We start from the raw sequence: 14,919 nt of genomic DNA, 5'->3' as shown, positions 1-14,919 counted from the left end.
TTATGAGATGTCGTTGTGATACTGTGTGAGGCGCCTATCCTTCTTTCTTTTCCTCCTCCTTCTTCTCCTCCTCTTTCACTGGCTCTGGCTCGAACTCCTCTTCCTCACGCTTCTCAAGCAAGTTCTTGTCGTCCTTGATCTTAACCAGAACAGTGTAGATGAGTGCGTTTCCTGAGCCCACTATCGCCACTGCGTATGCTGCAACGAAGATGATGGCAGAGTAGAAGGCAAGCCCGAGAAGCCATCCGGCAAATGCCTCGGCACCATTTCCAGTCACATAGCTTACTCTTGACAAAGACATGACCGGCAGAAACCCGTTGGTGATCCAGGTGAATGGAGGGAATGGCAGCGTATGGGGCAGATACCAGAGGCCCTTCATCCAGATGGTGTCCATCCAGGGTCTCGGTCCGGCCCACAGGGTAAGCGCAAACTTGGACAGAAGGAGTGCTCTCTTCACGAAAAAGCCGAGTATGAACGCTCCTACGGAGGAGAGTATGGTGAGCACGGCCTCCCAGAGAAAAAGACGCCAGGGCTGATCATTCAGGACACTGAACACCTCAAAAAGCGTATCGAATGTGTCGCTCTTTGTAGTTGCCACTACTGAGGGAGAAAGAAAGAGAGAGACAAAGAAAACGACACAAAGGTACACGAGGAATAAGGCGGCAGCAAATATGGGGAGGGCAAAAATGCCGACAAGAATCTGCCCGACATACGGAATCCTCCCCCCAAGGCCGAGTGCGAAGCCGAAAAGGAGTATCACTCCGATGACTATAGCCAGAGTCACTGGAGAGAGAAATACGCCCTTCCAGTTCTTGAAAGCAAATTTGAAAGCTTCCTTTGCCTCATAGAACTCATCTCCTCTGAGCTGCTCAAATGTAACCTTGGCAATGGCGCAGAGGGAGATCATCTTCATGAAACCGAATAGGGCAGTGCCTACGCCCCATATTATCCAGCCCCACCAGGCAAGATGCACGCCGAAAGGAATAGGTATATACCTATAGGTTTGCCAGACCAGCTTTACGGTCCAGTTCGGGCTCGCCGCAAAAGCTGCATAGGCAAAAAGACAGTATAGGATGAGTCCCATCGAGAGCCCTGCAAACCCGATCCAGATTTTCTTGGCGCTAAACCCAAACCTTCCAGCGCGGAAGACATCTTTGAAGTTGAAATTCATTTGAAGCACCTGCTACCCCCTTTCTGAAACTTCCTCGCCACGGTTTATTGATTGAAAACGCGATAGAACCGACCCCAAAATCACCTCCAATCCTACCAGATGGTCTTGACTTTTTCAACCCCCATTCCAAATTTTCATTGCTTTTCGGACAGCGGCCATTGTTTCTTTGGCCACCTTCCGGGCCTTCTCACTACCCTCTTTGAGAACCTCCTCCACATAGCCCTTCTTCTGCTCAAGTTCCCGCCTTTTCTCTCTAATTGGGGCAAGGTAATCAGAAATCAGCCTGGCCGCAACAGCCTTACAGTCAACGCATCCCAGAGTACCGCTTTTGCAGTCCTTCTCTATTTCGGCGAGGTCTGGCGATCCAAAAATCTTGTTGTATTCAAAGACCAAACATTTGTCAGGGTGGCCAGCGTCACCCCTGTATATTTTCGAAGGATCGGTAAAAGCCTGCTTGACCCTACCCTCTATCTCTTGGGGGGAATCAGAGAGCATTATCGCATTCCCCAATGATTTCGACATCTTCTTGCCATCAAGCCCCGGGACCTTGGAGAACTGCGTAACGAGTGCCTTAGGCTCAGGAAAGACGTTCCCGTACAGGCCATTGAATCTCCTCACAATTTCTCGGGTCAGCTCAACATGTGCCAACTGGTCTTCGCCGACAGGCACCGCATTTGCTTTGTAAATGATGATATCTGCAGCCTGCAGGACTGGGTAGCCCAGGTGGCCGTAATTGATCTTCCCTTCAAGATTCAGATCTCTAATCTGCTCCTTCAGTGTCGGGTTCCTCTCCAACCAGGAAACGGGTACGATCATGGAGAGGAGAAGGTGAAGCTCGGCATGCTCAGGCACATCAGACTGCACAAAGAGCGTTGATTTCGCAGGATCCAGCCCGACTGCCAGCCAGTCAGTGACAACCTCCCGGATCGAATCCTTCACCATTTGTGTGTTCTCGTACTCCGTAGTCAAAGCATGCCATATGGCTATTTCGAAGAAGCACTCATACTCTTCCTGAAGTCTCACCCAGTTCTCAAGAGCACCCTTCAGGTTTCCTATGTGGAGCTTGCCCGTCGGCCTATGGCCACTCAAAATCCTTCCCTTCAAGTCTATCCTCCAAGCCTTCTGATGATGTTAGCCAGATACCTCATCATGGATATTACGAAGACCAAAAGAAGTATGATCCACCACAAAGCCCTTCTCATGGGCAGGGCGGGTTCCTTTTTTGGAAAAAGGCCTTTATCGAACCTTACCCCTATGTCGTCCTCCCTTCGGCCCAAAAGACCTTGGACTATAGTGAACAAGAGCCCGACAAACCTCATCCTCCAACGACTTGATCATCCCAATTTCTTCAACAAAGTGGTTGGTCATCAAGGCGAAAGCAACAGGCCTGCCTGATAAGGCCATCACATATCCTGACAGCGCGCTTGTCTGGTCGAGGGTTCCAGTCTTAGCATAAACCCTTCCAGCAAGTGGCTCCCTTTCCATTCTGCTCTCGAGAGTCCCGGCTGATCCAGATACTGGCAACGAATTGGTCAGTGCCCCCCCTGTGAAATTCGCGTGGAGCAGTTTCACCAGGGCCCTGGGGGAGACCAGGTTGCGCCGAGAAAGTCCTGATCCATCTACACTAATACACCTGCTCGTATCGATGCCTATGGTTGCGAGATATGATTTGACTGCACGGGCTCCGTTTTCAAATGTCCCCTCGCCATACGCCTGTGCTCCCATAGTCTTGAAAAGCATTTCTGCGCTGAGGTTCTCACTCCCTTTGTTCGTCACACCTATTGTGCTTTCAAGCTCCGGAGAGTAATGGGAGAAGAGCAAGGTTGCACTGACAGGAGTTGAGTCGCAGACAAAAGGCTCTCCATCAACCTCTATTGAATTCTCCTTCAGGATTTCTGTAAATCTGTGCGCATAGAAAAGGGCCGGATCGCTGACCGAAACACGGAAGGACTTCATCTCTTGGTCTACGGCAAGACTGCCTGAAATGCATATCTCGTTTGTCGAGGGCGTTCTCCAAATGTCCACAGAGGCGCCTGTGCCAGGACTGGAGGTGAGGACAGTGCCTGTTAACTTCGCATAGGAAGTCCGAGGCGAGAGCAAGACTGACGCAGTGGCTCCGACAGAATCCCCTGGAAGCACATCAATTTGCACGGAGTTATCATTGTAAGAGAGAGCAGAAACCTCTGCTGCATACCAATAGGAGAGATAATGCCAATCCCAACCGTATCCGAGTCTCTCCCTGTCGAACAGAGATTCGTCTGTCACGACAGACCCTGCAATCCTGTAAACTCCCCGGATTTTCAGTGACTCTGCCCAGGAAGAGAATACAGAATCTGGATTGATGCCGAAGGTTTCAGAAAATGTGGGGTCCCCCGAGCCAACTACCACGAGGTTGCCATCAAGCGCCGAATCTGTGCTCACAGTGCCAGTGGCATAGACCTGGGTACAGTACGTGAAGTCTGGACCAAACCAGTGCAGCGAGGCTGTTGTGGTCAAAAGCTTCTCATTCGACGCAGGAATAAACAAAAAGTCCTCATTCCTGGAATACAGAACTCTTCCGGTCTTCAGATCCTCCACCATTACCCCCACAAATGCTCGACGAAGTCCAGAGCTTTTTAGCACCCGATCCAGGTTCCGCGCTAGACGCCACTCTGAGCATTGGGCAAATCCTACCAAAGAGCAGAAGATAAGAGGGACCCAAATCATTGAAATACATAACCTTACGCCACGCCATTCTACCATCGTCCCGACTTCTGTCAAGTCCTTTTATCTAACCACAGCGACTATTCCTGACCTGCATTCTCCGATAGCGAAAATATAGACACCTGATCTCACATTTTCGCCAAGGTTGTTCCTCCCGTCCCAGTGCGCAAGCGTATTCACCACTTCAATCTCTCTGACCAGTTCTCCCGACATCGTATATATCCTGATCGTGGATCCGTCAGGAACTTTCTCAAAAGTAACTCTCCTGTGTCCCTGGGGAGGGATGAATGGATTTGGGTAGACCTGAATGGAATCACATGACGCATTCGGAATGATACCGGTATGAAGTCTGCTGAGACCACCGCTGGTGCCTATCAGGAGGTCACCTCTATCCGTATCAAAGTGGAGGTGACTGTGGAGATAGCTTATTTTATCACTGACCAGACCGTCTGTCCACGTGTAGTTTTTCCACGTACCATCAGGATTTCTTCTTGTAATGCCATGCTCATGCTCAAACCACATGCCGCCTTTCCAATCCGGAACAATTTGATAAATGAAACTGGAGGGAAGTCCACCAGGACTCGCATAATAGACTTCGATTACATTTCCATCTCTAATCCTGGCGACACCTCCGGTGGTGCCAACCCAAACATCCCCATCCCTGTCTACGCCCACGGAACGGGTCTCATCACTGGGCAGCTCAGGCTCCTGATAAAACCGCCAGGAGTCATCAGACTGATCGAAAGGGGTGCCTCCATCGGACAGACATTGAAGACCAAAAGAATATGAGGCAAACCATTTATTTCCTGAGCTGTCTATGGCTATGTCGGTTGTCACCAGCAATTCGACCTTATCGAACAGTTCCTTCCGCAAATTGTCATGAGAAAGAACCGTAACTCCGCCTGACGCGCCTACCCTGTAGGAGGCTATCCACTTGTTGTCATACTGATCAATGTCCAGAGCACTTGTGTAAGGAGTGGGCAGATATCCATTGGTGTCTGTAAAGACATACCATTCGCCAGATACTGTCCTCTCCACAGCGCCTCCTCCCCAGGTGGCAAACCAGGCATTCCCGGCGTTGTCTACACGGACAGTTTTGCTGTGATGGCGCAGGACCTCAAAGCTATCCCTGGTGAAATGCTGCCAGTCTCCTTCTTTCAGCCTGCTCACGCCAACCCAAGAGTGGTCATAGACCACCCACATTGAGCCATCTGTTTCACTGGTAACCCCTTCCACATCATTGTTCAGAAGCCCGGGCGAGGAGTATCCTACCCAGGTCCCACTGTATTCCGCAATACCTCCGCGAATCGTTCCGCACCAAAGAGAAGAAGGCCCTCCTGCCAGGCTGGTCACATTTGTGGATGGCAGTCCACTATTCCTCGCAGACCAGCTCACCCCATTAAAAAAGGCCACCCCTGACCCAGTTGCCGCCCACAATGTATCCCTGTAGAATACGAGGTCTCTTACATCATCTGAAGGAAGGCCAGAGCTTACATCAATCCAGGTTGTGTCATCATACAGCCCAATACCGCTGTCCGTTCCAACCCATAGGCTTCCCTGCTCCGCCACACAGGTCACATTGTTACTGGGCAGGCCATCCGCGGTGGTGTAATGGTAGGTGGTTTCTGAATGGGAAGTCTTGAGAGCACCATGCAGCCCATCCGACGTCCCATACCAGACTGTGGTGTCGCCGACGGCGATGTCCCACACGTGCATATTCTGAAGGTACAGGCTGGAAGACAAACTACCGCCAAACGGATCCCCATTGGTGTCCACACTCCACACCCCATCATCTGTCCCCGCCATCACTATGTCGCCCATGGCTTTGATACAATGAAGGTTCTCCCCCGGTATACCTTCATACTCCGTGAAGCTCTTATGTTGGCCAGTCTGAGAACGAACAGTCACACCCTTTGTCGAATGTGCCATCCACCAGTTCAGCGAATCGTCCACGTCAACAGCCGCTGTGGGACACTCCAGGAGACCATCAACGTTGGTGTACTTTGTAAAGCTCTTGCTTACGTTATCAAACTCAAGCACACCGCCACTGGTAGCACACAGCACCTTCCCCCCGCTCACAGTCACGTCATAGACATCGTTGCTATAGGTGTAGCTCTCCCACTCCACAGGCATGGACTGTATGCAGAAAAGCATGATGGACGCAGAGACCATTGACAAAATGAAGAATGACCTCATCAATACGCCCCTTTCCCCGAGAGTACGGCAGGTACCGTCTTCAGAAGAATCTTAGCATCCAGAGTCAGCGACCAATCATCTATGTATTGAAGATCTAAGGTCATCCACTTTTCGAAATCCACCTCATTGCGGCCACTCACCTGCCAAATACAGGTGAGACCAGGTTTCATGGATAACCTTCTTCTTTGCCACCGTTCGTACTTCTTCACCTCAGACGGAATTGGCGGTCTTGGACCCACCAAACTCATCTCGCCTTTCAGCACATTGTAGAGTTGAGGCAATTCGTCCAGACTGAACCTTCTCAAGAATCTTCCCACACGTGTCACCCGAGGGTCATCCTTTAATTTGAACACCACCCGGGACCCATTACCGCTTGTCGCCTTGACATCATCCAGCATCTTTTCTGCGCCCTCTTTCATAGTCCTGAACTTGTAAAGCACAAACCTCCGTCCATTCAGTCCACACCTCTCCTGGTCGAAAAAGACCGGACCCTTCGAAGAGAGCTTTATGAGAGTGGCGACCAGAAGCATGAGAGGAGACAAAAGCAGGATTCCCAGAGACGCTCCCACCCTATCAAGGATGCCCTTGTATAGTAGAGACCAACCGTAGCTAGTGGTAGTCGTAAAGGTGAGAAATGTGGTGCCGTCGTATGCGTCAAGATGCATCCTGGCCATCTTCAACGGAAACATGTTGCCCATCAAATACGATGCAACTACTCCTACCTCCTCGCACTCCCTGATGCCAGATCTGACCAGCTCTATTTCACTGCTGTCTACCACAAAAATCACCCAGTCGATGTGGGAATTATGAAGAATATCTCCCAAATTCTTCAGCTCGCCCAATACTGGAGTGCACTCCGCGCTCCGTTCGTGGCTACTGCTTAACGTCAAGAACCCCGATAGGTCAAACCCCCACTGCGATTGATCGGCTATCAGTTTGGAGACTTTGACCGCGTTATCATCCGTTCCCACAATGAGTACCTGGTGAAGATGTGAACCCCTGGCATAAAAGTGCTTTCTCCACTGAAAAATGAGAACCCTTGCCGCCACTAGAAATCCAATATTAATGGCTCCGAAGAAGAGTATGAACAGGCGGCTTTGAACATAGGCCCTCTTGAAAAAGATGACGGCAAAGAGTATCCCCAGCCCCTCGAGCGCAGCTTTCGCAGCCCTGTAGCAAATGATTCTCAGAGACCTCTGTTCAAAAGAAGGGTAGGCCTTTTCATAGTTGAGCAAAATGAACCAGACGGGAACTATCACTATGAGCATCCAGCCTATTCTGTTCAGATCGAGAAAAGCCTTTAAATCTGGCGGAAGAAGTGCCCGTCTTATCCAACTGGCAACATAAAAAGCCCCGACTGTCAAAGCGATGTCTACAACCGCATGCCCAATTCCAAAAGTATGAACCTTTTCTTTAATCATCAGAGAGACCTTTGAATCCCCTCCACGGGGATCACAACCAGAAGCCTGGCGATGAGTCCAATCCTCAGACAAGCACGTATTATGGAATTCAGCTTGTAATGTTTGACGAAAAACTTATACATACTTATGTTATGACTGTATTTTGAGACTACAAACGATTTCCGCATCGACACGCCCCTCTCATGTGTCGCAACACCATGCGGCACGAAATAGATTGAGTAACCCGCTTTTCTTGCCCGGTAGCAGAAGTCGGTATCTTCCACGAACAGAAAATAGTCTTCATCGAAAAAGCCTATCGAATCCACCACTTTCCTTTTGACCATCATACATGCGCCCACTATCCAGTCCACCTCCTGCACTACACTATAGTCGAGATCGGCCTCAAGGAAGGACCTGCTTATCCTGTTTTGGGGAAAGAATCGGTTCCAGAGTGACATCCGTCCAAAGAACACGTTAACAAGGGTGGGAAAAGCTCTACAGGAAAGTTGAATCCTACCGTCCGGGTTCAGCAGCTTTGGACCACATATCCCAGGTTCGGGATGCCTGTCCATGAATTCGGCTAAGACCTCGATGCACCCCCGAGCCAGAATCACATCAGGATTCACAAAGAGCAGCAGCTTGCCCCTTGACCTTCTTATCCCCTGATTCAGTGCTCCTGCGAACCCCTTGTTTATCCTGTTTTCAACGAGCACAGCCTGGGGGAACGCCTTCTTGACCATCTCGGCACTGCCGTCAATCGATGCGTTATCAACCACAATGGTTTCGAACTCGCAGAGTGGAGGGAAAGCGGTAACAGAGTGGAGACACCTCCTCAAGGATGCCCGCGTATTGTAGTTGACGATTATGATGGATACGTCCATCAAGTAGGGACCATCAAATCCACGTTAACACCAAGTCTTTTCTGTGTCAATCACAGCTTTCTGAGTAGGCTCAAGATTCTCAATCTATACACAAGAAAGAAGGCCTCTCCTATTATCTTCTTTGACATTTTCGACTCGCCCGCTCTGCGCTCCACGAATATGATGGGGATTTCCTTTACTCTGAACCCCTTCCGGTATGCCTTATAGTTGATTTCTATCTGAAAAGCATACCCATCGGAATGTACCTTGTTAAGATCAATCGCCTCCAGCACATTACGCCTAAAACACTTGAATCCTCCGGTCAGGTCCCTTATGGGAGCTCCAACCACGATTCTCGCATACATGTTTGCAGAATAACTCAACAACAATCTTGACATCGGCCAGTTTATCACACTCACCCCGCTGACATATCTCGAACCAATGACAAGATCATACTCTTCCATGTTCTTCAGGAAATTACCTATCTCCTTCGGATCATGAGAGAAGTCCGAATCCATCTCAAAAATGTAATCATATCCTTCCTTGAGCGCGTACTTAAACCCAGCAACGTACGCACTGCCCAACCCGAGCTTCTCCTTTCTGTGGAAAACATGCACTCTCGAGTCTCGAGCAGCAAGCTTCTCAGCCATCTCTCCCGTGCCGTCAGGCGAGTTGTCATCTATTATGAGCACCTCAATTGAAGGGTCTTGCGATAGTACTTGAGACACCATTTCAGCGATGTTGTCCGCCTCATTATAGGTCGGCATTACCACCAGAGCTTTCATAACCGTCTTACACCTCCTGCTGTCTCAAGGCTTCCTGCAGTCTCTGCGCCAAACAACAATGCAAATGATCAACAGAACAAAACTAAGGGTGCTCAAAAGCACGCCCAGTTTCATGGCAGGCGAGTCATAATCCAATTGGACGGTGTGTGAACCAGCAGGCAGTGGTACTCCTCTGAATGTGTAGTTGGCCCTGTACATTTTCACCTTCTTTCCATCCACCTGGGCCCGCCACTGGTCGTAGAAGTTTTCGCTGAGCAGCAGTATGCTGTTGTCACGGGTGTCTGCCTTCATGACTATCCTGTTTGGACCATATTCTGTTATTTCTACATCCCCTGCCGGCCCACTTCCACCGGGCACGGTCATGCCGATCTCCTCTTCCAGAATAACCACATCCCTGGGGTCAAAGGAATCGTCTCTAAGTCTGTCCAGAATCTTATCTCTGGGAAGCACCTCATAACCGGGAACTAGAGTAGCACGGTCGAGTGCGGAAATGTTTTCATAGACTGCATAGGTCCTTCCCCGAAACACCTCCCTGAAATGTCCCTTCTGAAAGAACTTTCTAAGGCTCTCAATCGCCTCTCTGGTTCTTGCGTCGAATCTACTCACATCTTCCGGCAGAGAGAAGCTTATCAGGAATCTAACATTCAAGACGGCCAGGAAGTTCTTGTTATGAAGGTTTTTCGCGCCAAACATTACAGAGCTTCCGGCCCCGGTGAAATCCTGATAGGACTGAAGCGCGTTTCCGTGGTAACCAGCTACGCTTTGAATGTCGTGAAACTTAAGGAAGTCGTTGTTCGTATTCTCATACCTGAAGGGGAATACCCGAAAAAGGCCTTTTCGAGCCTTCAGGAACCTAACCACCTCGTCCTGAGCGAAATAATCAGAAGGTCTCCGAGCCTGACGTATGAAGTGGTTGTCAAATATCCACAAATCGACCAGAAGCAAAAGGCAGGCGACAACTGTCCACGTCTCTCTGGCAAGCTTTCTTGCTGCAAGCAGATAGATTAAGCCAGCGTTGGCCGCAAAAAGACAAAGTGCCCACGAGAGACCTTTGAGAAAATAGGGGTAGTTGGCCCTCAGGTTTGCAATCTTATTTGCGGCAAGTTCCGGTGAATAGCTAGAACGTACGTATGGCCCGATTCTGTTTGAAATGAACTGAATCACGGACTGTCGTCCCGCAGCACAAATGATGGCGAATAGAAAAATGACCCCAAGCGCAATCAACAAGTAAGTATATATCTTCCTCTTTTGCGGGTTCTTCAGATCCTGCATGAGGTGTGCGGCACCGAATGCACTCAGCATATTCAGAGAAAAAGAAGCAATATAGAAGATCGTTGCAGGCCCTCTGAATTTTCTTACTCCAGGCATAATGTAGTACGCGAGTCTGTAAAGTGGTGTATGTCCGCCCAGGGCCATTATCACTCCCAGAAGCAAAAGACCAACAAAGAACTTCACATTCCTGGGCCTCTTCCCCAGAAGTGCCAGAGGGGCGAGAAGAAGGGGAAGTATGCCCAGATACTGTGAGTCGAGCTTGAAGTAGTTGGTACCCCAATATCTCGCTCCGAGGCCTGAGAAGTGGGGTGTGACCAGGTCAATGAGTTCGCTGGTGGGCAGTGACCACGAGGTTGACCATGCAAATCCCTTTTCAGCACCTCTTGCGGCAAAAGGCATATTTTTGTACACAGGCAGATACTGTATCGAAATCAAACACACCATGAAGAAAACCGCCAGGACAGAGTATACAATGACTTTTCTGATGCGCCCTCTCTGGTCGGCATCCCTCCACATTCCAAACAACCTGAATAGAAAGAAGATGAGAAGGGAGATCACCATGTAGTACGTGGCCTGGACATGTCCTGCCAGGAAAGAAAACCCAACTGTGGCTCCGGCAAAGATAAACTGGTAGAGCTTACCCTTGTTTATCGCCCTGTTTAAGAACAGAAAAGCAAGAGGGAGGAGAGATGCGCATATCATTTTGGTGTCATGTCCAGGGGCTGTCATGGAGACCAGACTGCCGCAGAACGTGTAGCCGAGGGCTCCCACTGCCGAAGCATACCTGTTAATGCCCAGATCCTTGCAGAAATAGAATGTTGCGACACCAGCCAGCGCAATGTGGGCTGCAAAGGTCCAGGACCAGACAATCCTGACAGGAATGAAAATACGGAAGAGCGTCGTAGGATAGAATACGTCCCCATAGAAAGCCGCAACCGTAGGCATCCCGCCGAACACATGAGGATCCCACAACGGAAGCCTTCCGTGAGACGCCAGATATTCGGCAATGAACTGCCTCACCGCGTAGCCCGCCAGCATCAGGTCAGAACTTTTGAGCATTCCGCCCCCGAAGACGTATTTGTAGTAGAGTATGAACGGAAGAGCGATGAGAACCGCCACAATTAACCGCTCCTGAAGCTTGTCACTCATCCCAGCAGGCCTAGTTCTCGTTTCCGTATGCTTCTTCTTTTTGCTGGTCTTTGAACTCAACTCCCCTCCCTTTTCAGTTCAGCACTTCTCCACTTTCTCATAGCAGGAAGCGAAACGAAAAAGGCTAACACCTCGGCTACTGTGCTCCATATCCGAGCAACTAGAGCAACAACCACTGCAAGCGACAGAGGCATGTAGAAGGAGAGAAGGAGCGTCATTAGTCCCTCTCTTACTCCCAAGCCGGCCGGCGCCAAAAAGCTCAAAAAGCCCGTGATCCACGCCAGAGCATAAATCCCCCATATGACGGGCCATTTTGCCATTTCTATTTCATAGAAAGACCCTATTAGAAAAAAGAACCCTATCCCCTGCCAGAACCAACAGACCGAGTATAGCAAAAGAAGGCCGACCATTCCAGCATACGTGAGATTCATTTGTATGCTCTCTTGTTTCAGCATCCTTGTGGTGAGATTAACAAGTCTACCAAAAATCCTGGGATGTGTCACAACAAGACCGCACACGACGATTATCAGAGCCAAAAGGGAGTATTTCAAAGGAAAGTTCTGCGCCCACGGGGCCACAATTGTCAAAAGCGCAATCACGGCTCCTGATATGACTAAAAGAACACTCTCCAAGGCAACGCTCACAATTGAAACCCTTTCCGGAACACCAAATTCCTTGGCCAAATACATTCTCCCCAGTGCGAACCAAACCTTGCCTGGTATGTACTTACCCAGTTGGGATGTAACGACTATCTGAAAGGAGTGAACATAACTCAACTTGGCACCATAGGCAGCAAGCATAAGCTTCCATACACCCGCGTGGGTCAAGAAAGAGGCAAACATACATGCATAAGAAAGAATAACCAGCCAGTAGTTGAATCGAATCTGTTCAAATGGGATCTGGCGCCAGTTCTTCCACATTTCTTTTCCCAGAAAAAGAAAGATTATGAGAACGAGGAGCAGAGCAACCGCCCCACGGAGCCATCTCTTCTGAACTTTCAAGCCTGCAAACCCTTCCGGCAGAGTCCCAGATGACGGACTACCTTGACCCAACCTGGCGTGACGCTATTCCTTGAATCTATAACGTATGAGCGCAACAATTGCCTTCAGGCCATCTTTCCAACCTATCTTTTTCCCTTCAGAGGAACTCCTGCCACGATACGTTATTGGCACCTCCCAGATGTGGAATCCCCGCTTGAGTATCTTGGCAGTGATTTCCGGTTCTACTTCGAAACCGTTTGACTTGATTTGTATGGACTTAGCTACATCTATCCTCATACACTTGTAACAAGTCTCCATGTCACTGAGGTGGCAGCCGAAGAGAAGATTCGTCAGGGCAGTCAGAACCCTGTTGGCGAACCGACTCTTGAGAAGAAACTTGCCTCCACCCTTGAACCTTGAGCCGTATACGACCGCAGCGCGGCCTTGTTTGATGGGATTCATCAGGGCCACAAATTCCGTGGGGTCATACTCGAGGTCAGCGTCCTGTGCTATGACCGCATCACCCTTGGCTTCTTTCAGACCTGTCCTGATCGCCGCTCCTTTGCCCATATTTCTTTCATGGAAAATGAGCCTCATGTCTGGCATGGCAAGATTTCTCAGAATGTCCCTGGTCCCATCACTAGAACAGTCATCGACAACTATTATCTCCTTCTCCTGGGGCACGGAAGAAACCCGCTGCAAAACTTTCTTTATGGTAGTAGCCTCATTGTATACAGGAATTATTACGGACAGCTTCAACTAATCTGCTCCTCAGCAGGAAAAAACTACCCACCGATGTAGCGCAGCATATACGTAGTCGGCGGCTGGGTCGTATATATTATCTCGAAATCTCTTTCATTGGCCACTATGACCGGGACGAGGTATCTCCTGGTAGTCTGTGTCCATGTAAAACCATCAACAATAACATATGACACCCTGTTCTCTTTAATAGTTTCTACTATCCTCTGTTTATCAAACGTAAAAGGATAGACTAGACATTTCCTGTTCGCAAACAGATAGAACAGGGCTGGCTTCCTGGCCATAAACACTCCATCCCTTGGTGTGAACTTTGAGGCATATGTCGCTGTCTCGTAGTATCTGGTCCACTCAGCCGGGTATCCTGCAAATCTGTCACCACTGGCATATGCCCGCATGATTCTCATGGCGTGGGGCACAGTTCCTGCTATGGTGCCCAAACTCGACAACAGAATCAACCCGGCCACAAACAGACTCACCCTTTTTCTAAGTAAGGGTTCAAGCTTTCGCGTCAAGAGTAGAAGACCACTAAAGAAGTAGAACAGAGCAAAGGGCGCCACAGGCAGAAAGAACCTATCAGTGGCCCAAACCTGAGGCCAGATGAGTATCGTCCCCATGTAGAACGTTACGTAGTAATGGGAAAGCCGGTTTCCCCGCCCGAGTTCCCGTGCAAAGCCCAGAAGCATCACGCCTGAAACCAAGAAGCCAAACACGTAGATGCCCAATCCTCTCCTTGCGACGGGCCAAAACTTTTGGTGCACGCTGAACAGGGTCTTGGGAATGTTGACCAAGAAGTAACTCACGCTATTTGATTTCAGCCGGACCAAACCATCCTTCATTCCTATTCTCCCGCTCCCTATATCATAAGGGTTCCTGAGTGTAAGCTGGGTAAGATAACCACCCCCCTGTGAGATCCTGGCTGTCCTGATCGACCAGGGGAGAACCGCGACCACTATGATGGCCAGAGAGACGAACAGCCTCTTCAGTCGCTTCCTGAATCCGAAATAGAACAGAACACCCAGTAGTAGAGCTGCTCCGACCGTCCTTATGTAGTATGCAAACAGCATACATATGATAGAGGCCCAGAAGAGGGGCGGGAACTTCTTCTTGTTCAGGTCAGCTTGTTTGAACAGAAAAAGGGAAAGCAGAGAGAAAAACGTGAAGGAGACGTCGCTCAGTATCCAGTGGCTGTATTCGAGAAGAAGAGGGGCCACTGCAAAAAGCAAGACTACTGAGAACAGCAACACTCTGCTACACAGGTCTCGCAGTAGAAGAAAGAGAAGCAGGACACACCCCGCACCCAGAAGAAGGGAAAGTAGCTTGAGAGCGATGACCGAGTTGCTGAAAAGTGCCATCACAGCGGTCAGGAGGAGAGGGTATCCAAAAGGGTACTGGGCATGAGGAGGCTCCCCTGGTCTAAAGATGTCACTATATCCTTTGCCTGCAAGGACAGACCGGGCCAAACAAATGTAGCGCGCGTTGTCGCCACCGGTGTGTAGCCTGGGATCAAAGAGAAGAATTGAAACCAAGAGGTAGACAAAGAGTATGATTCCGAGAACCAACCAGTCTTTGCCAGACCGTCCAACCTTGATCTGTTCAGAAGCAGTCCGGGGTAGAATGCTGCTTTCTCGCAAGCTCTCGCCTCTC

General features: G+C 49.7%; 11 protein-coding genes. All 11 read right to left on the bottom strand.

Annotated elements, in window-relative coordinates; translation table 11 throughout:
• Positions 1-34: 34 nt before the first annotated feature.
• The 11 genes from E3J62_01610 to E3J62_01560 all read right to left on the bottom strand — a co-directional run bounded on the left by E3J62_01610 (position 35) and on the right by E3J62_01560 (position 14,906).
• Entirely contained in the window at positions 35-1,171 is a 1,137-nt protein-coding gene (locus tag E3J62_01610; GenBank protein ID TET47406.1) for a hypothetical protein, read from the bottom strand.
• 114 nt (positions 1,172-1,285) lie between these two features.
• Positions 1,286-2,281: a tryptophan--tRNA ligase gene (gene trpS / locus E3J62_01605; GenBank protein TET47405.1), complete on the bottom strand. Its 996-nt coding sequence runs from the start codon at positions 2,279-2,281 to the stop codon at positions 1,286-1,288.
• Between the two features lie 126 nt (positions 2,282-2,407).
• Positions 2,408-3,913, bottom strand: coding sequence for a D-alanyl-D-alanine carboxypeptidase/D-alanyl-D-alanine-endopeptidase (dacB, locus tag E3J62_01600; GenBank protein ID TET47404.1), 1,506 nt, complete (start codon positions 3,911-3,913; stop codon positions 2,408-2,410).
• A gap of 24 nt (positions 3,914-3,937) precedes the next feature.
• Positions 3,938-6,070 carry a hypothetical protein gene (locus tag E3J62_01595; GenBank protein TET47403.1) on the bottom strand — a complete coding sequence of 711 codons (2,133 nt, stop codon included), beginning with the start codon at positions 6,068-6,070 and terminating at the stop codon, positions 3,938-3,940.
• Positions 6,070-7,491, bottom strand: coding sequence for a sugar transferase (locus tag E3J62_01590; GenBank protein TET47402.1), 1,422 nt, complete (start codon positions 7,489-7,491; stop codon positions 6,070-6,072). Before E3J62_01590 ends, E3J62_01595 begins: the two co-directional genes overlap by 1 nt.
• Positions 7,491-8,351: a glycosyltransferase family 2 protein gene (locus E3J62_01585; GenBank protein ID TET47401.1), complete on the bottom strand. Its 861-nt coding sequence runs from the start codon at positions 8,349-8,351 to the stop codon at positions 7,491-7,493. The genes E3J62_01590 and E3J62_01585 overlap by 1 nt, the downstream gene beginning before the upstream one ends.
• 50 nt (positions 8,352-8,401) lie before the next feature.
• Complete coding sequence (locus E3J62_01580) at positions 8,402-9,115, bottom strand: polyprenol monophosphomannose synthase (GenBank protein ID TET47400.1); 714 nt, start codon at positions 9,113-9,115, stop codon at positions 8,402-8,404.
• Between the two features lie 24 nt (positions 9,116-9,139).
• The gene (locus tag E3J62_01575; GenBank protein ID TET47399.1) at positions 9,140-11,596 is read right to left on the bottom strand and encodes a hypothetical protein; all 2,457 of its coding nucleotides are present in this window, start codon (positions 11,594-11,596) and stop codon (positions 9,140-9,142) included.
• The gene (locus tag E3J62_01570) at positions 11,593-12,588 is read right to left on the bottom strand and encodes a flippase-like domain-containing protein (protein ID TET47398.1); all 996 of its coding nucleotides are present in this window, start codon (positions 12,586-12,588) and stop codon (positions 11,593-11,595) included. The genes E3J62_01575 and E3J62_01570 overlap by 4 nt, the downstream gene beginning before the upstream one ends.
• 12 nt (positions 12,589-12,600) lie before the next feature.
• The gene (locus E3J62_01565) at positions 12,601-13,275 is read right to left on the bottom strand and encodes a glycosyltransferase family 2 protein (GenBank protein TET47397.1); all 675 of its coding nucleotides are present in this window, start codon (positions 13,273-13,275) and stop codon (positions 12,601-12,603) included.
• 26 nt (positions 13,276-13,301) lie between these two features.
• Positions 13,302-14,906, bottom strand: coding sequence for a hypothetical protein (locus E3J62_01560; protein ID TET47396.1), 1,605 nt, complete (start codon positions 14,904-14,906; stop codon positions 13,302-13,304).
• Positions 14,907-14,919 lie beyond the last annotated feature (13 nt).

This window comes from candidate division TA06 bacterium (assembly GCA_004376575.1).
Taxonomy (GTDB): Bacteria; Hydrothermota; DG-26; order E44-bin18; family E44-bin18; genus E44-bin18.
This window is presented reverse-complemented; position numbering and strand designations above follow the sequence as displayed.

Coding starts and splice junctions, on each gene's coding strand:
- dacB (TET47404.1), bottom strand. CDS start 3,913: ATGGTAGAATGGCGTGGCGTAAGGTTATGTATTTCAATGATTTGGGTC.
- E3J62_01590 (TET47402.1), bottom strand. CDS start 7,491: ATGATTAAAGAAAAGGTTCATACTTTTGGAATTGGGCATGCGGTTGTA.
- E3J62_01610 (TET47406.1), bottom strand. CDS start 1,171: ATGAATTTCAACTTCAAAGATGTCTTCCGCGCTGGAAGGTTTGGGTTT.
- E3J62_01585 (TET47401.1), bottom strand. CDS start 8,351: ATGGACGTATCCATCATAATCGTCAACTACAATACGCGGGCATCCTTG.
- E3J62_01595 (TET47403.1), bottom strand. CDS start 6,070: ATGAGGTCATTCTTCATTTTGTCAATGGTCTCTGCGTCCATCATGCTT.
- E3J62_01580 (TET47400.1), bottom strand. CDS start 9,115: ATGAAAGCTCTGGTGGTAATGCCGACCTATAATGAGGCGGACAACATC.